The organism is Streptomyces sp. NPDC059816, from assembly GCF_042732055.1.
Classification (GTDB): domain Bacteria; phylum Actinomycetota; class Actinomycetes; order Streptomycetales; family Streptomycetaceae; genus Streptomyces.
On the sequence record NZ_JBHWIQ010000003.1, the window covers coordinates 348896 to 369113 of the forward strand.

The 20218-nt window shown below is 72.9% G+C and carries 14 protein-coding genes and 1 tRNA gene; 8 read left to right on the forward strand and 7 right to left on the reverse strand.

Features of this window, described 5'->3' with window-relative positions; genetic code table 11:
* Positions 1-412 precede the first annotated feature (412 nt).
* The 5 genes from ACFV88_RS06345 to ACFV88_RS06365 all read right to left on the reverse strand — a co-directional run bounded on the left by ACFV88_RS06345 (position 413) and on the right by ACFV88_RS06365 (position 9387).
* The gene (locus ACFV88_RS06345; RefSeq protein ID WP_385486600.1) at positions 413-2989 is read right to left on the reverse strand and encodes an ABC transporter permease; all 2577 of its coding nucleotides are present in this window, start codon (positions 2987-2989) and stop codon (positions 413-415) included.
* Positions 2986-3774: an ABC transporter ATP-binding protein gene (locus tag ACFV88_RS06350; RefSeq protein ID WP_385486601.1), complete on the reverse strand. Its 789-nt coding sequence runs from the start codon at positions 3772-3774 to the stop codon at positions 2986-2988. Before ACFV88_RS06350 ends, ACFV88_RS06345 begins: the two co-directional genes overlap by 4 nt.
* 605 nt (positions 3775-4379) lie before the next feature.
* Positions 4380-5270: a cellulose-binding protein gene (locus tag ACFV88_RS06355; RefSeq protein WP_385486603.1), complete on the reverse strand. Its 891-nt coding sequence runs from the start codon at positions 5268-5270 to the stop codon at positions 4380-4382.
* 552 nt (positions 5271-5822) lie between these two features.
* Complete coding sequence (locus ACFV88_RS06360) at positions 5823-8372, reverse strand: SUKH-4 family immunity protein (RefSeq protein ID WP_385486605.1); 2550 nt, start codon at positions 8370-8372, stop codon at positions 5823-5825.
* A 7-nt stretch (positions 8373-8379) separates the two neighbouring features.
* On the reverse strand, positions 8380-9387 hold the full coding sequence (locus tag ACFV88_RS06365; RefSeq protein ID WP_385486607.1) for an SMI1/KNR4 family protein: 1008 nt from the start codon (positions 9385-9387) through the stop codon (positions 8380-8382).
* A gap of 297 nt (positions 9388-9684) precedes the next feature.
* Here ACFV88_RS06365 and ACFV88_RS06370 point away from each other — a divergent pair, with 297 nt between their 5' ends.
* Both ACFV88_RS06370 and ACFV88_RS06375 read left to right on the forward strand, forming a co-directional pair.
* Positions 9685-10230 (forward strand): YwqJ-related putative deaminase, encoded by a 546-nt coding sequence (locus tag ACFV88_RS06370; RefSeq protein ID WP_385486609.1) that lies wholly within the window; start codon positions 9685-9687, stop codon positions 10228-10230.
* Positions 10231-10351: 121 nt separating this feature from the next.
* Positions 10352-10891, forward strand: coding sequence for an SUKH-3 domain-containing protein (locus ACFV88_RS06375; protein WP_385486611.1), 540 nt, complete (start codon positions 10352-10354; stop codon positions 10889-10891).
* A gap of 38 nt (positions 10892-10929) precedes the next feature.
* Here ACFV88_RS06375 and ACFV88_RS06380 read toward each other — a convergent pair whose 3' ends face one another.
* Positions 10930-12279 (reverse strand): sensor histidine kinase, encoded by a 1350-nt coding sequence (locus ACFV88_RS06380; RefSeq protein ID WP_385486613.1) that lies wholly within the window; start codon positions 12277-12279, stop codon positions 10930-10932.
* A 170-nt stretch (positions 12280-12449) separates the two neighbouring features.
* On the opposite strand from ACFV88_RS06380, the gene ACFV88_RS06385 reads away from it, so the two are divergent.
* The 6 genes from ACFV88_RS06385 to ACFV88_RS06410 all read left to right on the forward strand — a co-directional run bounded on the left by ACFV88_RS06385 (position 12450) and on the right by ACFV88_RS06410 (position 17388).
* Positions 12450-12524 (forward strand) — tRNA-Gln (locus ACFV88_RS06385).
* Positions 12525-12634: 110 nt separating this feature from the next.
* Positions 12635-14083 (forward strand): bifunctional UDP-N-acetylglucosamine diphosphorylase/glucosamine-1-phosphate N-acetyltransferase GlmU, encoded by a 1449-nt coding sequence (gene glmU, locus ACFV88_RS06390; RefSeq protein ID WP_385486615.1) that lies wholly within the window; start codon positions 12635-12637, stop codon positions 14081-14083.
* A 139-nt stretch (positions 14084-14222) separates the two neighbouring features.
* Positions 14223-15197, forward strand: coding sequence for a ribose-phosphate diphosphokinase (locus ACFV88_RS06395; RefSeq protein WP_385486617.1), 975 nt, complete (start codon positions 14223-14225; stop codon positions 15195-15197).
* Positions 15198-15464: 267 nt separating this feature from the next.
* Complete coding sequence (locus ACFV88_RS06400) at positions 15465-16046, forward strand: 50S ribosomal protein L25/general stress protein Ctc (RefSeq protein WP_385486619.1); 582 nt, start codon at positions 15465-15467, stop codon at positions 16044-16046.
* Between the two features lie 118 nt (positions 16047-16164).
* A complete protein-coding gene (gene pth, locus ACFV88_RS06405) occupies positions 16165-16761 on the forward strand; it encodes an aminoacyl-tRNA hydrolase (protein WP_385486621.1) in 597 nt (198 codons plus the stop codon).
* 120 nt (positions 16762-16881) lie between these two features.
* A complete protein-coding gene (locus tag ACFV88_RS06410) occupies positions 16882-17388 on the forward strand; it encodes a hypothetical protein (protein WP_385486623.1) in 507 nt (168 codons plus the stop codon).
* Positions 17389-17400: 12 nt separating this feature from the next.
* On the opposite strand, the gene ppc is transcribed toward ACFV88_RS06410, so the two are convergent.
* Positions 17401-20133 carry a phosphoenolpyruvate carboxylase gene (gene ppc / locus ACFV88_RS06415; protein WP_385486625.1) on the reverse strand — a complete coding sequence of 911 codons (2733 nt, stop codon included), beginning with the start codon at positions 20131-20133 and terminating at the stop codon, positions 17401-17403.
* Positions 20134-20218 lie beyond the last annotated feature (85 nt).

Consider the following 20218-nt stretch of genomic DNA (forward strand, 5'->3'; position numbering starts at 1 on the left):
TGCGGTGGCCCGTGCGGGTGCGCTGTGGTTTTTGCGCAGTTCCCCGCGCCCCTGATCCGGTGCGTTCACCTGCCGGTGCGGGGTTCCGTGCGGGTGCTCGGTTGATTTTGCGCGGTTCCCCGCGCCCCTGATGGGGGGGCTTCTCGGGGAGGGTTGGCTCTCCGCGCCTGCGGGGGACCGCGCACCGGGTGGTGGGCGCACCCGATAGGGGCGCGGGGAACTGCGCAAAGCCACAGCGCACTGCACGGGACAGCGCACCGCAGGTGGACGTACTTGAGGGGCGCGGGGAACTGCGCGGGTGACCACCATGCACCCGCACAGGGCAGCGCACCGGGGAATCACCGGGGAACGGGGAGCACCCCGCGCCGTGGGGAGGCGCGGGGTGCGGGGCGAACCCGACCTAGAACACGGCCTAGTCCGTGGCGATCGCCGTGAGGACGTTCATACGTCCCGCACGGAACGCCGGGACCAACGCGGCGAACAGTCCGACGAAGGCCGAGCCGACGAACACCGTGAGGATCGTGGGCCACGGGATCTCCAGGATCCCGAGCCCCTCCAGCGCCAGGAGCTTCTGCGCGGTCGTGCCCCAGCCCATCCCCAGTCCGAGGCCCAGCAGCGCACCGAACAGGGCGATGACCACGGACTCCAGGCGGATCATCCGGCGCAGCTGGCGGCGGGACATTCCGATCGCCCGCATCAGGCCGATCTCCCGGGTGCGCTCCACCACGGACAGCGCCAGCGTGTTCACCACACCGAGCACGGCCACGATGATCGCCAGGGCCAGCAGCCCGTACACGATGTTCAGGAGCTGACCGACCTGGTTCTCCAGCTCTTCCTTGTAGTCGGTCTGGTCCCGGACCACGTACTGCGGGTACTCCTTCAGGCTGTCCTTGAGCGAGGTGTACGCCGCGTCGGCCTTGCCGTCCTTGGCCTTGGCGAAGAGCATCGCGCTCTGCGGCATGCGGTCCGCGGGGAGGTACTTCTCGACGGTGGTGATGTTGACGTAACGGGAGTCGGCGTCGATCGTGGCGTCGCCGGCGGTGATCGCGGCCACCTTCAGCTTCGCCGTCTCGCCGCCCTTGAACGCCACGGTGAGCGTGTCGCCGAGCTTCACCCCGTGGTCTTCGGCGTAGTCGCTGCCCACCGACATCGCGTCCTCGCCGTAGGCGGCGGCGAGCTCGCCCGCGGTCACCTCGCGGCGCAGGTCCTGGGCGTAGGTGCGGTCGGCGGCGGACAGGTCGGAGGACTCGGTCTTGCCGTCCGGCGTGGTGATCTTGGCGTCGACGATCTTGTAGCGGCTCACGTGGTCGAGGTCCTGGTTGGCGCGCATCGCCTTCTCGGCGTCGCCGACGATGCCTTGCCCCGAGTCGGACTGGACGATGAAGTCCGCGCCGACCGACTTGTCCAGCTCGTCGGTGGCCGAGGCGACCAAGGAGGAGCCGACCACCGACAGGCACGCCACCAGGGCCAGGCCGATCATGAGGGCCGCGCCGGTGGCACCGGTGCGGCGCGGGTTGCGCAACGCGTTCCGCTCGGCCATCCGACCGACCGGTCCGAAGGCTCGCAGGACGACGACGCTGAGCGCCCGGACCACGGCACCCGCGAGGAGCGGGCCGATCACGATGAAGCCGATCAGGGTGAGGACCACGCCGAGCCCGAGGTACAGGGAGCCCTCGCTCGCCTTGTCGGCGTTGGCCGTCGCGAAGAGCGCGGCGCCGCCGGCACCGGTGAGGGTGAGGCCGATGATGCCGCGGATCAGCCCGGCCTTGCCGTCGGTGGGGGTGCCCGCGTCCCGCAGGGCGGCCATCGGGGAGACCTTGCCCGCCCGACGCGCCGGGAGATACGCCGCGAGGACCGTGACGACGACGCCGAGGACCAGACCCACGATCGGGGTGGTCGCCTTGACGGTGAGGTCTTCCGTGGAGAGTTCCATGCCCATGGAACCCATGAGTTCCATCAGGCCGACCGCGAGGCCGACTCCGGCGCCGACTCCGAGCAGGGAACCGACCACGCCGAGCAGGATCGCCTCGACCAGCACGGACCGGTTGATCTGCTTGCGCGAGGAACCGATGGCCCGCATCAGGCCGATCTCGCGGGTGCGCTGGGCCACCAGCATGGAGAAGGTGTTGACGATGAGGAAGATGCCGACGAGCAGCGCGATCCCGGCGAAGCCGAGCATGGCGTACTTCATGACGTCGAGGAAGGAGCCGACCTCGTCGCGGCCGGCCTCGGCGGCCTCCTCCTGGGTCTGGAGCTTGTAGGTGCCGGAGCCGACCGCCTCGGCGATGTTGCCCTTGAGGGCCGTGTCGCTGACCCCGTCGGCGGCGGTCACGTTGATCTGGGTGAACGCGGCGGTGTCGTCGAGCAGTTGCTGCTGCGCGGTCTTGGTGTCGAAGTAGACGATGGCCGCGCCCGGGTTGGTGACCTTGAAGGAGGCGATGCCGGATATCTTGGCCGTGAAGTCGCCCTTGGCCGTGATCGTCCGCAGTTCGTCACCGAGCTTCAGGTCGTGCTTCTCGGCGGTGTCGGCGTCGACCATGACGTCGGTGGGGCCGCGCGGGGCGTTCCCCGAAGTGATCTCCATGGACCGCAGGTCGTTGCGGGTCCAGTTGCCCGCGAAGGTCGGGGCTCCGCTCGTCGATCCGATGTTCTCGTTCTTCGCGTTGACGACCGTGACACCGGTGGAGGCGATGGAGCCCTCGGCGTACTTGACGCCCTCGACCTTCGCCACCTTGGACACCGCGGAGGCGGGCACCGTCTCCGGGCGTCCGGTGGGGGTGGCCTCGCCGGCGAGTTCGGCGTTCTTGGCGCTGACCGTGACATCGGAGGACGTCGCGCCGAACAGCTTGTCGAACGTGGTGTTCATGGTGTCCGTGAACACCAGGGTGCCGCAGACGAACGCGACCGACAGCAGTACCGCCACCGCCGACAGCGCCATTCTTCCCTTGTGCGCGAGGAAGTTGCGCAGGGACGTCTTCATGACCGTCATGACGTGCGCCCCCGGGCGTCGAAGTCCTTCATGCGGTCGAGGACGGCCTCGGCGGTGGGCTGGAGCATCTCGTCGACGATGCGGCCGTCGGCGAGGTACAGCACGCGGTCCGAGTAGGAGGCGGCCACCGGGTCGTGGGTGACCATCACGATCGTCTGGCCCAGCTCGTCCACCGAGCGGCGCAGGAAGCCGAGGACCTCCGCGCCCGCCCGGGAGTCGAGGTTGCCGGTGGGCTCGTCACCGAAGATGATCTCGGGGCGGGCGGCGAGGGCCCGCGCCACGGCGACCCGCTGCTGCTGACCGCCGGAGAGCTGGGTCGGCCGGTGCTTGAGCCGCCCGGCGAGGCCGACCGTCTCGACCACCCGGTTCAGCCAGGCGCGGTCCGGCTTGCGGCCGGCTATGTCCATCGGCAGGGTGATGTTTTCCAACGCGTTCAGCGTCGGGAGCAGGTTGAACGCCTGGAAGATGAAGCCGATCCGGTCCCGGCGCAGTTGGGTCAACTTCTTGTCCTTGAGGCCCGTGATCTCGGTCTCGTCCAGGTAGATGTGCCCCTCCGTCACCGTGTCCAGCCCGGCGAGGCAGTGCATCAGCGTGGACTTGCCGGAGCCCGAGGGGCCCATGATCGCGGTGAACTGCCCGCGCGCAATGTCGACGTCGACGCGGTCCAGCGCGACGACCCGGGTCTCCCCCGAGCCGTACGCCTTCACGACCTGTCGCGCCCGGGCGGCTACGGCCGTACGCCCTCCCGTACCCCCGTGCTGGGGGGTGGTCACAGCCGTTGTCACGGTATGTCTCCTATGTCGGTCAGTAGAAGCGCGCAGGCTTCCACCAGCAGTCGATGGGTCGAGCAGTGGCGGGCCCGGTCGGCGGGCGATCCGGCGGTGCGGTGGTCCGGTGCGGTGCGGTGTTGCGGTGGTGTCCTGACGCCAAACAGTCTCGAACGCGGAGGGGGTGCGGCGCCCTGGTGCAGAGCGCAGTCTTTCCCTGGGGAAAACCCCACCCCCGGCCCTGCGGTCCACAGCAGGGGGGCCACCGGACCCGTCGGTCCCGGCGCTCCCCCGCCGTGTAGGACCAATCTAAGGACGCGGGCGGGCCGCCACGTCCTCCGGTGGTACGAAGCCGAACCACACCCTCCTGCCGAGGTACCCCTAGGGGTTCTCCGCCCGCGGAGGGAGAACTCTCAGGGTCGAGTACTCCGTTGCTCGCAGCCCAGGCTGCTCCCTCCCGCTACGTGAAGGTCAAGCCCGCGCCGGACGACGGCCCGCCCGCGCCCCCGCCGACGCGGATTCCGGGCACCCCTCTCGGGCCGACAGCGGGCCTCATCGGGCACCGCGCACCGACGTCCGCCAGGACGCCGTACTGCCGTTCACCAGGGCCCCGCGTTCGGGGCCTACTCCTCGGGCACCGCTCCCGTCAGCGCGGCCAGGCTGCTGCGCACGTGCGCCATGTGGGCCCGTACCTCGTCCCACCGCTCCCCGTGCTCCCGCAGCACCCGTTCCGTCTCCCGGGCGATCCGCTCCTCGCGGGCCTCCGCCTCCGCGAGCACCCGTGCGGCCTCGGCCTCCGCGTCCTGCTGGCCGCGGAGCGCGGCCTCCTCCGTGTCCGCATGGGCGCGTTCGGCCTCCGCGAGCCGGGCCTCGGCCCGGGCCAGCAGTTCGTCGCGTGCCGCGTCGGCCTCGGTCTCCCGCTCGGCGAGGGACCGGTCGGCCGTCCGACCGCGGTCCGCGAGGTCCCGCTCCTGCTCGGCGAGGACCGTCGCGGTCCGTTGCCGGGTGTCGTCGAGTACGCGCTCCGCCTGTGCGCGCCACTCCTTCGCGTCCTCCTGCGCCGACGCGCGGACGGTGGCCGCCTCCGTCTGCCCGGCCGCGACCCGTTCCTCGGCCCGCGCAGCCGCCGCATCGCGCACCGCGCGCGCGTGCTGTTCGGCTGCCGTCCGGAGCAGCCGCCCGGCCTCCTCCCCTTCGGCGAGCGTCCGCGCGGCCTCCTCCAGGACGGCCTCCAGGACCGCGGTGGCCTCCGTCTCGGCCGAGGTCAGGATGAGCACCGCGCGCTCACCCAGCGACTCGTACGTCTGCGGGGCGAGGGTCGCCGCCTTCTCCCGCAGCGACGCCGCCTCCGCGTCCATCTCCTTCGCCAGGACGGTCAGTCGGGCGGCCCGCTCCCATGCGTCGTCGCGCAGCCGGGACAGTTCCGCGATCCGCTGGTCCACCTGTTCCGGGCGGTAGCCACGGCCGCGTTGCGTTCCGAAGCCGTGGGGCGACGCCGCTGCTGCACTGCTCACCTGTGATTCCTCTCCTCGCGCGACCGGGGCCCACGGGGGAGCCGGGCCCGTCCCGATCCCTCCGGGAACGGATTCCACCCCGTACTCCGTCCGTCCGCTTGCTCAAGGATGCTCCCAAAGCCGCTGAAAGTCGGAATCAGGGTCTTCACTCCCCATACCCACGCACCACGCCCATGCCACCCTGTTCCGTGTGTGCGTGCGGGTGCGCTGTGGTTGCTCGCGCTGTTCCCCGCGCCCCCTCGGTACGTCCCGCTGCGCGTGCGCTGTCCCGTGCGGGTGCGTGGCGGTTTCGCGCAGTTCCCCGCGCCCCTATCGGGTGCGTCCACCATCCGGTACGGGGTCCTGTGCGGGTGCGCTGCGGCTTTGCGCAGTTCCCCGCGCCCCTGATCCCGTACGTCCACCTGCGGTGCGCTGTCCCGTGCGGTGCGCGGTGGATTTCGCGCAGTTCCCCGCGCCCCTGAATGGGGCGCTTGCGCACGGGACAGCGCACCGGGCGGGACGGGGCAGGCAAGAGGCGCTCGACCTGGTCCAGGTCGAGCGCCTTGGCCGGGCCTACAGCAGGCCGTCCCACATCTGTTCCAGCAGCACGGACCACCAGCCCTCCGGCGAGCCCAGGGCCGCCGGGTCGAGCGCCACCAACTGGGCCTGGAAGTCGACCGTCCACCGGGCCGCCTGCTCCTGGTTGAGCCCGTACCGCAGCCGCCACATCCGGCCGAGCAGCGCCAGGCACCGCACGAACTCCGGCAGCCCGGAGTTGACGAACTGCGGTGCCACCACCGTGCCGCCCGGGCCCGCCTCGACCGGCACGGCGACGATGTTCGCGGTGCCGTACTGGACGCAGATCGCCTTGCCGAAGTCGCTGCCCACCACCAGGTACGAGCCCGCGTCCGGAGCGGGCTGGACCCCGCGCTCCTGCGCCAGCTCCGCCAACGTCGGTACCGGGCGCCCCGGCTGGGCCTGCGCCCAGAAGAAGGGACCCACCTCGATCGGCAGCCCCGCCCACATGAGCGTCACCGCGACCGCCTCGGGCACTCCCTGCCGGGACACCGCGTGCTGGTCGAACCGGAAGACCCCCGGCCCGAACGCCGCCGCCAACTCCTGGGCGACCGCCTCCGGCGGGGCGGGCGGCACCGGCTGCGGCGGGGGCAGCGGAGCCCGCACCGGCGCGGGACGGGCCGGCCCGTCCGCGACCTGGTGCAGCTCGCCCTGGTGCTCCAACAGCTGTCGCATGCCCTGCTGACGTGATGCGTGGTCCGTGCCGTACGGGGCGATGCTCGTGATGCGGGCCTGCGGCCAGCTCTCCCGGATCATGCGCGCGCAGTACGCGCCAGGCAGTTCGCACGACTCCAACTCGGTGTGGAGTTCCAGCACCTGTTGCGGGGGCACGTTCAGCGCCCGCAGTTCGTGCAGGATCTGCCACTCCGGGTGGGGGGTGCCCGGCGCGGACCGCCGGATCAGCTGCTGTTCCGAACCGTCGGCCGCCCGGTACCGCAGCACCGCCTGGTACCCGGGGCCCACCATCGGCTGCCCCGCGGGGGCGGACGGGTACCCGTAGGCGGGAGCCGCACCGGCCGGCGGACCCCCGGGCACCCCGGGAACAGCGTGCGCCCCGGGGCCACCGGGAACGCCCGGCGCGCCGGGCGGCGGGGGCGCGCCCGGACCCGGCGGGCCCTGCACCGCCGGACCCGCGAGCATCGTCGCCGCGTGGTGCACCCCACCACCGGGACCGCCCGGCTGCTCCGGGGGGATCGACGGCATCAGCTGGGTGGGGACGTAACCCCCGGCCGGCGTCCCGGGAGCTCCCGGGCCCGAAGGCGGCGGGGGCGGTCCCGGACGCGCCCCGGGGACGCCCGGCACCCCGGGCGGCGGAGGAGGCGGGGGCACGGCACCGCCCCGGGACTTGCGGGGCGGTCGCTGGGCCTTGCTCGTCGCCGCGTCCGCGATGTCCTGGGCGCCCGGCGGCAACGAGCCGCCCGCGCCCCCCTGCCCCACGGCACCACCGGGACCAGCCGGCCCACCGGGACCAGCTGCACCACTGGTACCAGCCGGGCCGGGCGGACCGGGCGGAAAGCCCTGGGGCGACGCACCGTACGGGGCACCCTGCGGCGGCGTACCGTACGGCGCGCCCTGCGAAGCACCGGGCGGCGGGGTCGCCCCGGGAGCGGGCGCCGGAGGCGGCACCGCCGGGCCCGCCGGAGCACCGGGCCGAGCCCCCGACGGGGGCAGCGCCTGCGCCAGCGCGGTGGGCGGCAACTGGCTCCCCCCGGGAATCAGCGCGGTGGGGGCGTCCGGCGCCACCGACGGCGGAACGCTCTCCGGGACGACGGGCGCCGCGAACACCGTGTCCGGCAGCGGCACCGAGCCCGCCTCGCCCGCGCCGCCCGAGGTGTCGGTCCCGGCCCACGGGGTCTCTCCGGACGCCGGGCCACCACCGGGCGCCGGCACGGCGTCCGGGACCTGACCGTCGACCGGGCCGTCGGCGGCGCCGGGACCGGCGACCGTCCGCGCCAGCCCCGGAGGGCCGGCCATCGTCTGCGCCGGCGCAGCCGCGGCCCCCGGGAAGACGTCCCCGGACGGCCCGGACACCCCGGCCCCGCTGCTCGAAGCGGAGACGGCGCCCGACGCGCCAGCACCCGCAGCCGCACCCGCACCCGCACCCGCCGCACCGACATCCCCGGCGCCCCCGACGTCCCGGCGCTGCTCGGCGTCCCGGCGCTGATCCGGGATGCCCAACTTGTCCGCCGCCTCCTGCAACCACTCCGGAGGACTCAGCAGGAACGACGTCTGGTGCAGGTCGATCCGCTCCGGCGCCGCCGGCACGGCGTCCTCCGCCGCGCCCTGCACCGCCCCGTACTCCTCCTCGTACCGGCGGATCACCTCGCCCACCGGCAGCCCCGGCCACAGCGTCGCCTCACCGCCGTCCCGGGCGATGACCAGCCGCTGTGCGCCGCCGTCCGAGCGCGGGCCCTGTGGGCGGTCCTCCGCCCACACCACGAAGCCGAGCCCGAACTCTCGCACCCGCACCTCCCGGTGCTGGTACGCGGGGACGTCGCCGTTGACCCACTCCTCGCCGCGCTCCTGCGCCTGCGCGAACGTCACCATCGAGTACTCACTCCCCCGCGACCTGCGCGTTCGACTCGGCGCCGCCGACCGGCACCGACCGCGCGAACCCACCGTCCACCATCAGGTTCGCCACCGTCTCCAACTCCGGCGGACTGCCCGCGAGCCGCGACAGGAACACGTCGAAGTCGTCGCCGCACGGCAGCAGCAACGTCCGCATCCGCTCCTCCACCGGGAAGCCGTCCCGGTCCCGGGCGTCGTCATGGGCGCAGAACCACACCGAACCGGGCAGCTCGCCGCGCACCTTGACCGCCAACAGCCCGCCCTGGACGAACCCGATGCCGAGGTAGTCCTTGGTCAGGTGGTCGCGCAGGCACTTGTTCATGTAGACGAGGTCGTTGATCGCGGCCTCGTCGCGCACCGTGAAGAACGGCTGGTCCACCAGCAGGCCCAGTTCCGCGTCCAACGCCGCCCCCACGGGGGCGCAGCCGCCCGCCGCCTTCAGGAACGAGCGGTAGGCGCCGGGCAGTCGGTAGCCGAGTTCCTCCTCCGCCGACTGGACCTGCGTCTCCGTGACCGCCACCGCGCCGCGGGGCAGGCCGAAGTGCACGGGGCGGGTCTCCTGGAGCGGGCGCGTCCCGCGCTTGTCCTGGTCCACCGGGGTGGTCGTCAGTCCGCCGTGGTGCCGCAACAGCGCCTTCACCTCGACGGGGACCAACTCCAGCCGCCGGGTGCCCGGCACGTGGTGCCAGGTCCAGCCGTGCGGGGTCGCCACCGGCGACCCCGACTCCCACAGCGCGTGGCGTTCCGCCGCGAGCACCGCGTTCGCCGAGACGTAGTCCGTCAACCGCAGCTCGTCCACGCCGAAACCGGCCGGTGGCTCGGCGATCTCGGCGGCGGCCCGGGCGTACGGTGCGAAGTCCGGGTGACCGTGCTCGTCCACCCGCACCCCCCGTGGGTGGCGTGCGGCCCGGACCGGGTCCGGGAAGTGCACGACCTGCCCGGCGTACGCCGCGTTCGGCGGCGCGGCCTGCTGCCCGAGCCGACCTGTCGTCATGGCGGTAGCCCCCCTGCGGCGCTGGGATCGATCGATGCGTGATCATGTACGTCATCGATGCGGACGGAACGTGAGTCGGCGACAGCCTATGCCGAACCGCAACGGCGGTCATCGGGCCACCGATTCGGTGACCTGCTGTCACACCGACGTGACCGTACGACGAGCGACACGCGAGACGGCCTGCCCCGCAACGCCGCAGCTTCCACAGCGGCGCCGGAATTTGGCAGGCTGATACACCGCACGCGGGGTGGCGACGACCAGCCAGGCACCCTCCCGCGGGGAGGGAACACGCAGCCGATGAGAACACCACAGGCACAACCGGCACAGCGGACGGGGTCCGCACGGCCCACCGGGCCGACGCGGTCCGCCACGGCGACCGGTGACCCCCGGGTGGGCTGGAGCACCGAGCGCACCCTGGACGCCCCGGTGCTCGCCCACCGTCGTGACGGCATCCTCCCTACCGTCGCGGCGGCGCTCTCCGTGCACGGCGCCACCCTCACGGGCACGGCGGCCCGCGGCGACCGGCCCCCCGCGCTGCACCCCCTCGTCCAGGACTTCCTGGACACGCTCACCAGCGACCGCCGCGACCGCTACACCGGGCGCTGCGCGGAGACGCTCCTGATCTCCCGGCACCTCACCACCGCGGACGCCGAGCGCTCCAAGCGCGCCCGTCGCAAGCCGATGACGAACGGCGAGGGCCGCAAGGCGCTGCGGCACGCCAAGCTCACCACCCGCCGCATCCGCGAGGACGACGACCCGCTGCACGGCACGTTCGCCCACCCGTGCCGGGCCTGCACCGCCCTGGCCAGCCACTTCGGCGTCCGCGTGATCGGCCCCCGATGACCGCCCCGGGCGGGCGCAGGTCGACCGCCCGGCACCCGCCGGCACCACCCCTTGACCCGCACCACCCCGTCAGCCCGTAGTACGCGTAGCACCCGCCCCGCACCCCCACGAACGAGAGCAGATGCAGCCCGACCGCAGCTCCACCACCCGCTTCCCCGTCCCCGTCGACGCCGCGCTGCGCGCAGCGGGCTGGGAGCCCGGCCGCTGGGACATAAAGCAGGCCGAGTACTGGGCCGACACCCTGCGCGCCCACACCTCGCCCGGCGGACACGAACACGCCGTCTTCCCCGCGGCCGTCGAGGCGTGGGCCGAGTTCGGCGGCCTGCACCTCGCCCCCGGGCCGATGCCTGCCGGGCCGGGTCGGCCGGTCGCACCGACCGCCGTCCGCCTCGACCCGCTGCACGGTCTGCACCTGGCCCGCACCCTCGCCGACCTGGGCCGTGCGCTCGGCACCGAAGTCAGCCCCCTCGGCGAGGAGATCGTCGCGGGCTCCCCCGCCCCGGGCGACCACCAGGCGCTGCTCGCCATCGACGCCGAAGGCCGCGTCTACGGGCTCGACCACACCGGCGACTGGTACTTGGGTCCCGATCTGGACACCGCGCTCATCACGCTGGTCACCGGCGCCCTGCCGCCCCGCCTCACCACCGCACCGGCGTCGTAACGGGCCCGTGGTGCGGGGCCGACCGGCGGGGGCTCCGGTCAGGCCGCCCCGCAGGGGATCACCGCGGACACCCGGAACCCGCCGGCGTCGGTGGGCCCCGACACGAACACGCCGCCCAGGGCGCCGACCCGTTCCCGCATGCCCACCAGCCCGTTGCCCCCGCTGGGCAGCCGCGCACCGCAGCCGCCCTCGGTGACCGGCGGCGGCGCCTCGTTCTCCACCTGCATCGCGATCTCGGACAACCGGTGCGCCAGGCGCACGTACGTCTTCGCGCCCGCCGCGTGCTTGTGGACGTTGGTCAACGCCTCCTGCACCACCCGGAACGCCGTCTGCTCCACCTCGGCCGCGTACGCCCGCAGTTCCCCCTCCACGGACAGCACGACCACCACGCCCGCCACCCGCGACTGACCCACCAACTCGTCCAGGTCCGCCAGACAGGGGCCCTCCCCCACCGGGGCGGGGCCGGCGGCCCGCGAGGCCGCCGCCGCGGCGGCGGCCCCCACCGCGGCCAGCGGCACCGGCTCGGCACGGCCCCTGCGCTCGTTGCCCGCGGCGGGCGCGGACAAGCCGTCGCCGGTCCGCAGCACCCCCAACATCTCCCGCAGCTCGCTCAGCGCCTGCCGCCCCATGTCGCCCACCAGGGCGGCGTTGCGCACCGCCTTCTCGGGGTCCTTGCGGGCCACCGCCTGGAGCGCCGCCGCGTGCACCACCATCAGCGAGACCCGGTGGGCCACCACGTCGTGCATCTCGCGGGCGATCCGGGTGCGCTCCTCGCTGCGCGCCCACTCCGCGCGCTCCTCCGCGCGCTCCGCGAGCAACTGCAACTCCCGCTCCAACGAGTCGGCCCGCTCCCGCAGGCTCTCCATCAGCCGGCGCCGCGCCCCGACGTACAGGCCGAGCAGCACCGGCGGGGCGGTCAGCCCGAGGGACATCGTCAGGGCGATGAACGTGACGACCCACCCCTCGCCGGGCACCACCCCGGCGTCCGCCTGCTGGTCGGTGCGCACGTACGAGACGATCAGCACGGCGACCAGGGACATACCGGCGAGGCCCGCGGTGATGCGGCGCGGGCACTCCGAGGCCGCCAGTGAGTAGAGACCCACCACGCTGAGCAGGAAGCCCATCTCCGCGGGGGTGACCGCGATGGCGACGAGCACCACCACGATGGGCCACCGCCGCCGCACCAGCAGGGTCGCGCCGGCGAGCAGGCCGAACACCAGCCCCACCGCGAAGGGCAGGCCGACGTCCCGCGCGAAGGTGGTGCCCTGTTTCGCGCACTCCACGGCCGACACCACGGCCAATGTGACGTCCAGTACGGCGCTGCGCCGCCGTGCCCACCACCACGGCCCGGTCAAGGCCGCGCGGTGGACTTCCCCCGTCGTGGTCATGCCCCCAGCGTACGGGGGCGGGTGCACGCCGCCCGGGGAGTTTCGGCGGGCGGGCGCACGACCCGTGCGACCCGCGGACGGGGCCGGGCCACCCCGCCGTCGGACGGCCGGTGTTCGACCGGGAACTTGACGGCGGGCACGGTCGACTCGGGTAAGGTTCGGGGCAGTGATCCGCCGTGGGGTAACGGTAGCCCGCAGGCCTTTGAAGCCTTGTAGTGCTGGTTCGAATCCAGCCGGCGGAGCCACGGCGTTCGGGCCCCTGCCACCAGGTCGGGGCCCGCGCCCATTTCCGGCCCCGTACGCCCCGGTATCCTGCGGATGTCAGCACCAAGCACCGAAAGCCGAAGGGCATACCGTGAGCGCCATTCGCCCGGCCGCCGTCGTCGTTCTCGCAGCGGGTGAGGGCACCCGTATGAAATCGGCCACACCCAAGGTCCTGCACGAGATCTGCGGCCGTTCCCTGGTGGGCCACGTGCTGGCCGCCGCCCGCGAACTGGAGCCGGAGCGGCTCGTGGTGGTCGTGGGGCACGCCCGCGAGCAGGTCGCGGAGCACCTGGCGGCGATCGACCCGCAGACCCGCACCGCCGTGCAGCACGAGCAGAACGGCACCGGTCACGCGGTCCGCACGGGCCTGGCGGAGTTGGGCGGCACCCTCACCGGCACGGTGATCGTGGTCTGCGGGGACACCCCGCTGCTCACCGGCGCGACGCTGCGGGAGCTGGCGCGCACGCACGCCGCGGACGGCAACGCGGTGACCGTGCTGACGGCCGAGGTGCCGGACGCCACGGGGTACGGACGGATCGTCCGGGACCCGGCGTCGGGCGCGGTGACGGCGATCGTGGAGCACAAGGACGCCTCCGCGGCGCAGCGCGCGGTCCGGGAGATCAACTCGGGGGTGTTCGCCTTCGACGGGGTGCTGCTGGCGGACGCCCTGGGTCGGGTGCGCACGGACAACAGCCAGGGCGAGGAGTACCTGACCGACGTGCTGGGCATCCTGCGCGAGGCGGGGCACCGGGTGGGCGCCTCGGTCGCGGCGGACCACCGGGAGATCGCCGGGATCAACAACCGGGTGCAGCTGGCCGAGGCGCGGCGGACGCTGAACGCGCGGCTGGTGGAGCGGGCGATGCTGGACGGCGTCACGGTGATGGACCCGGACTCGACCTGGGTCGACGTGTCGGTGTCCTTCGAGCGGGACGCGGTGGTGTGGCCGGGTACGCAACTGCTCGGTGCGACGCGGATCGGCGAGGGCGCCGAGGTGGGCCCCCACACGCGGCTGCGGGACACGGTGGTCGGCGCGGGCGCCCGGGTCGACAACACGGTGGCGGACGCGGCCGAGGTGGGCGCGGGGGCGTCGGTGGGCCCGTACACGTACCTGCGGCCGGGCACGCGGCTCGGTCCGGCCTCCAAGGCGGGGTCGTTCGTGGAGATGAAGAACGCCTCGATCGGCGAGGGCACCAAGGTGCCGCACCTGTCGTACGTGGGGGACGCGACGATCGGCGACTTCACGAACATCGGTGCCGCGAGCGTGTTCGTGAACTACGACGGCCAGGACAAGCACCACACGACGGTGGGCTCGCACTGCCGCACCGGCGCGGACAACATGCTTGTGGCGCCCGTCACCATCGGGGACGGGGCGTACACCGCCGCCGGGTCCGTGATCACCAAGGACGTTCCGGCGGGTTCGCTGGCGGTGGCCCGGGGCCAGCAACGGAACATCGAGGGCTGGGTGGCCCGCAAGCGTCCGGGGAGCGCGGCGGCGAAGGCCGCCGAGTCGGCGGCCGGGGAGGCCACTGGCGAAAGCTGACCGGATTCGGGGGCGTCCGATAGCGCGTACCGTGATAGGTGCACTCATTCCGCTGGACTGGGGCATTTGATTCGGCTGACTCGTCGGTGCGGAACGCGGACGGGTGCAGCAGCTGCGAACACGTCGAGGAGACTGTGCTGTGACCGGGATCAAGACGACCGGCGAGAAGAAACTGATGCTCTTCTCCGGCCGCGCCCACCCCGAGTTGGCCGAGGAGGTCGCCCACCAGCTGGGAGTCGGCATCGTGCCGACCAAGGCGTTCGATTTCGCCAACGGTGAGATCTACGTCCGTTACCAGGAGTCGGCGCGCGGCGCGGACTGTTATCTGATCCAGAGCCACACCGCGCCGATCAACAAGTGGATCATGGAGCAGCTCATCATGATCGACGCCCTGAAGCGGGCGTCGGCGCGGAGCATCACCGTGATCGTGCCGTTCTACGGGTACGCCCGCCAGGACAAGAAGCACCGCGGTCGCGAGCCGATCTCGGCGCGCCTGGTGGCGGACATGATGAAGACCGCGGGCGCCGACCGCATCCTCGCGGTGGACCTGCACACCGACCAGATCCAGGGCTTCTTCGACGGCCCGGTGGACCACCTGTTCGCGCTGCCGATCCTCGCGGACTACGTGGGCGCCAAGGTCGACCGCTCGAAGCTCACGGTCGTCTCGCCGGACGCGGGCCGGGTGCGGGTTGCCGACCGCTGGTGCGACCGGCTGGGCGCACCGCTGGCGATCGTGCACAAGCGCCGTGACAAGGACGTGGCCAACCAGGTCACCGTGCACGAGGTCGTCGGTGACGTGAAGGGCCGCGTCTGCGTCCTGGTGGACGACATGATCGACACGGGCGGCACCATCTGCGCCGCGGCGGACGCCCTGTACGCGCACGGTGCCGAGGACGTCATCGTCACCGCCACGCACGGCGTGCTGTCCGGCCCGGCGGCCGACCGGCTCAAGAACTCGAAGGTGAGCGAGTTCGTGCTGACGAACACCCTGCCCACCCCGAACGAGCTGGAACTGGACAAGATCACCGTCCTGTCCATCGCGCCGACGATCGCCCGGGCCGTGCGCGAGGTGTTCGAGGACGGCTCGGTCACGAGCCTGTTCGACGAGCAGTAGGCCACGAGCCGGACCCCGGGAGCCGTCGCGGGTCCTGCGGTGCGCCGCCCGGCCCCGTGAGCGGGCCCCGTGAGCGCGGGTCCCGGGTGATCCCCGGATGATCCTTTTGGAGTGCGGCCTGCCCGCCGAGTAAGCTGGTCGAGTTGCTCGGCGAGGGAGGCCGCACTTCTTGGGTGCGGCGGTCCGTTATCGACGCGCTCTTCGTAGCAGGCCAGTCGTACGGCCGGGTGACGGCCATCATCGATTCCCCATCTACGAGGAGTGCACATGTCCGAGGTCAAGCTCACCGCCCAGTCCCGTACCGAGTTCGGCAAGGGCGCTGCGCGCCGCATCCGCCGCGCCGACCAGGTCCCCGGCGTCCTCTACGGGCACGGCACGGACCCCGTCCACCTGACGCTGCCGGGCCACGAGCTGCTGCTCGCGCTGCGCACCCCGAACGTCCTGATCTCCCTGGACCTCGACGGCCACACCGAGCTCGCGATCCCGAAGGCCGTCCAGCGCGACGCCGTCCGGGGCTCCCTGGACCACGTCGACCTGCTCCTCGTGAAGCGCGGCGAGAAGGTCAGCGTCGACATCCCCGTCCTGACCGAGGGTGAGCTGGCGCCGGGCAACTTCCTGCTGGAGCACGTGCTCAACTCGCTGCCCGTCGAGGCCGAGGCCACCCACATCCCCGAGTCGGTGACCGTCTCCGTGGCGGGCCTGGAGGCCGGTGCCTCGGTGCTCGCCAAGGACGTCGTGCTGCCGTCCGGCGTGTCCCTCGCCGTCGAGGACGACGCCGTCGTCATCCAGGTGCTGGCCGCGCAGGCCGAGGAGGCCCCCGCCGCCGAGGGCGAGACCGCCGAGGCGTGAGCCGTGCGTCCCGGTCACCGGGACGTCCGCTCCACCGCAACAGCGCCGTGTTCCCACAGCCGTCGCCCCGTCCGGGCGACGGCTGTGGCCGTGGGGGACTTCAGGAGGCACGAAACCGATGACGGACGACGTCAACGCGCCCTGGCTGGTGGTGGGTCTGGGCAACCCCGGACCGGGGTACGCCATGAACCGGCACAACGTGGGCTTCATGGTGGTGGACCTGCTCGCCGCGCGGATGCGCGGGACGTTCAAGCGGGCCACCAAGGGGCAGGCGCAGGTGCTGGAGGGGCGCACGGGTCCGCCCGGTCCGGCCAGCCGTCGGGTGGTGCTCGCCAAGCCCCTGTCGTACATGAACCTGTCGGGCGGCCCGGTGACGGCGCTGCGCGACTTCTACAAGGTGCCCACCGAGCGCATCGTGGCGGTCCACGACGAGTTGGACATCGACTACGGGACGCTGCGGCTGAAGCTGGGCGGCGGCGACAACGGCCACAACGGGCTGAAGTCGATGACGAAGGCGATGGGGCCCGACTACCACCGGGTGCGGTTCGGGATCGGCCGGCCGCCGGGCCGGATGCAGGTCGCCGACTTCGTGCTGAAGGACTTCTCGTCCACGGAGCGCAAGGAGCTGGACTACTTCGTCGACCGGGCCGCCGACGCGGTGGAGTGCCTCGTCGCGGACGGCCTGGAGCGGGCGCAGGGCACGTACAACACCTAGGCCCTTTCGCCCGTGCGGGCGGTCCGCCCGGGGTGGAGCCGGTCACAGGGAGGTGTACATCTCGGGGCAAGTCACGGAGGGCGGTTGACCGGGCGTCGGCGATGGCCAAGGATCCGGGCCATGGCGACGCGCGCCCACTCGGGTCACAGAGCTCACTCCCGTCCTGCCGGCCGGATCGCGGTGTCCTGGGCGGGCCGGACCCTGATGGGCGTGGTGGCGCTGCTGCTGCTGATCGCCGGGGTGTGGGCGTCCTGGGGCACGGCGCAGCACGTGATGCTGGCCAAGGGGCGCGAGCGCGGCACGATGACGGTCGAGGGGTGCGACGCCGAGGAGTGCGTGGGCGCCTACGCGCCGGGGTCCTCGGGTTCGCAGGCGCGCGGGCGGGTGGTGCTCGACCAGTCGGTGGGCGCGGACCCGGGCGACCGGATACCCGTCGTGGTGAAGCCGGACACCGACCAGGTGGTGCGCACCGGGCGGGCGGGGCTGCTGCGGGCGTGGGTGCCGCTCGGCGGCGCCCTGTTGCTGGCCGCGGTGATCATCGCCGGGGGCGTGCGGATGCCCCGGACGGCGTGGGCGACGGCCGCCGCCGCGCTGGCGTTGCTGACGGCGGCCGTCGTGACGGTCTAGGTCCCCCGCGGGTCAGCCGGTGTTGCGCAGGCCGGCGGCGACCCCGTTGACGGTGAGCAGCAGCGCCCGCGCGAGCAGCGGATCGGGCTCCTCGCCCCGGGCGGCGGCGGCCCGCTGGCGGGCGAGCAGCGACACCTGGAGGTAGGAGATCGGGTCCAGGTAGGCGTCGCGGATGGCGAAGGTCTGCTGGAGCACCGGGTGGGTGTCGAGCAGGCGTTCCCCGCCGGTGATCCGCATGACCTCGCGGCAGGTGAGCGCGTGCTCGGCCTCGATGGCGTCGAAGACGTGCTTGAGCTCCTCGGGCACCAGCGTGTCGACGTAGTGGCGGGCGATCCGCAGATCGGTCTTGGCGAGGGTCATCTCGACGTTGGACACGAAGTTGCGGAAGAAGTGCCAGTGCTCGTGCATCTCGTCGAGGACGCCGTCGAGTCCGGCCTCGCGCAGCGCCTTGAGCCCGGAGCCGACCCCGAACCAGCCGGGGACGATCTGGCGGGACTGGGTCCAGCCGAACACCCACGGGATGGCGCGCAGGCCGTCGAGTCCGGCGCCGGAGTCGGGCCGGCGGGAGGGCCGGGAACCCAGGTGCAGGTCGGCGAGCTGGTCGACCGGGGTGGCAGCGAAGAAGTAGGCGGGCAGGTCGGGGTCCTCGACCAGTTCGCGGTAGGCACCGTGGGCGGCGTCGGAGACGACGTCCATGGCCGCGTCCCAGCGGGCGAGGGCCTCGACGGACTGGCGGGGCGCGGTGTGCAGGGCCGACGCCTGGAGGGTCGCGGCGACGGTCAGTTCCAGGTTCTCCCGGGCCAGGGACGGCACGAGGTACTTGTCGGAGATGACCTCGCCCTGCTCGGTGACCTTGATCTCGCCTTCCAGGGTGCCCCAGGGCTGCGACAGGATCGCTTCGTGCGAGGGGCCGCCGCCGCGGCCGACGGTGCCGCCGCGGCCGTGGAACAGGCGCAGCCGGACCCCGTAGCGGTGGGCGACGTCCCGCAGTCGGCGCTGGGCGCGGTGGATCTCCCACTGGCTGGTGGTGATGCCGCCGAACTTGGACGAGTCGGAGTAGCCGAGCATGACCTCCTGGACGTCGCCGCGCAGGGCGACCAGCCGCCGGTAGGAGGGGTCGGCGAGCATGCCGTCGAGGATGACATCGGCGGCGCGCAGCTCGTCGGTGGTCTCCAGCAGCGGGACGATGCCGATCTTGGCCCAGCCGGCGTGCAGGTCGATCAGTCCGGCGTCCCGGGCCAGCACGGTCGCGGCGAACACGTCGTCGGCGCCCTGGCACATGGAGATGATGTACGACTCGATGACCTCGGGCCCGAAGACCTCCAGGGCGCGCTTGATGGTGCCGAAGACGCCGAGGGTCTTCAGCCCGGCGGCGTCCAGGGGGGCCGGGGTCGGGGCGAGCGGACGGCGCGAGCGCAGCTCCTTGGCGAGCAGCTTGGTGCGGTTCTCGCGGGGCATGTCGGTGTAGCGCCAGGACTCCTCGCCGAGCCGGTCGAAGAGCTGACCGAGGGCGTGGTGGTGGGCGTCCGCGTGCTCCCGGACGTCCATGGTGGCCAGTTGCAGACCGAAGGCGGCGAGGGTGCGGATGGTGCGGTTCATCCGGCCGTCCGCGATCAGCGCGCCCCGGTGCTCGCGCAGTGAGGTCTGGACGAGGGTGAGGTCGCGCAGCAGTTCCGCGGTGCCCAGGTAGTCGCGGCCGGACTCGTGCGGGGTGCCGCTGGCCAGGCGCGTCTTGGTGTTCTCCAGCTTCTGCCGGATGCAGGTGGCCTTGAGGCGGTAGGGCTCCTCGGCGTTCAGCCGCTTGTACCGGGGGCTGATCTCGGGGAGGCGTTCCAGGTCGGCCTGGAGGGAGGTGAGCAGTTCCTCGGTGGCCCCGGTGTAGCGGATGGAGTTGGAGAGGAAGCCGCGCAGCTCGTCGACGAGTTCGAGGGCGTCGTTGATGCCGTGCTCGTGCTGGAGGATCAGGACGTCCCAGGTGACCTGGGGGGTGACGTTGGGGTTGCCGTCGCGGTCGCCGCCGATCCAGGTGCCGAAGGTGAGCGGGCGGGAGCCGTCGGGAACCTTCACGCCCACGCGTTCGAGTTCGGCGGTGAGGTCCTCGAGGACGTCACCGACGGCTCCGGCGTGCAGCTCGTCCAGGTAGTAGATGGCGTTGCGGGCCTCGTCGGCGGGCTCGGGACGCACCACCCGCAGTTCGTCGGTCTGCCAGACGAGGTCGATGTTCTCGGCGAGGCGGGTGTCGTAGCGGCGCCGGTCGGCCTCGACGACCGGGGTCTCCAGCAGGGCGGCGATGCGGCGGAGCTTGTTGAGGACGCTGCGCCGGGCCGCCTCGGTCGGGTGGGCGGTGAAGACGGGGCGGACGTTGAGGTTCGCCACCGTCTCCCGCAGGTGCTCGGGGTCGGCGTCCTTGAGGCGGTCGGCGGTGCGCGCGAGGAGTCCGCCCTCGGCGGCGCGCTTGGCCCGCAGTTCGCGTCCGCGGTGGACCTGCTCGGTGACGTTCGCGAGGTGGAAGTAGGTGGAGAAGGCGCGCACCAGCTTGGCGGCGGTCTCCAGTTCCGTACCGCCGAGGAGTTCGGCGGCGGCCTCCCCGTCCTCACGGGTGAGGCGGCGGACGCGTTCGACGAGGTCGAGGAGTTCGGGACCCTCCTGGCGGACCAGGGTCTCGCCGAGGAGGTCACCCAGTCGGCGGATGTCGGCCCGCAGCTCGGGGCTGGTGGTGGTGGTCCGGTCGTCGGCACTGCTCACAGGTGCGGCTCCTTGCAGTGTTGAGGCGCTTCTGGAGGGGAACCCGGGGTTGTCCGTGGTGAGGGCGGCTGGCACCGCTCGGGGC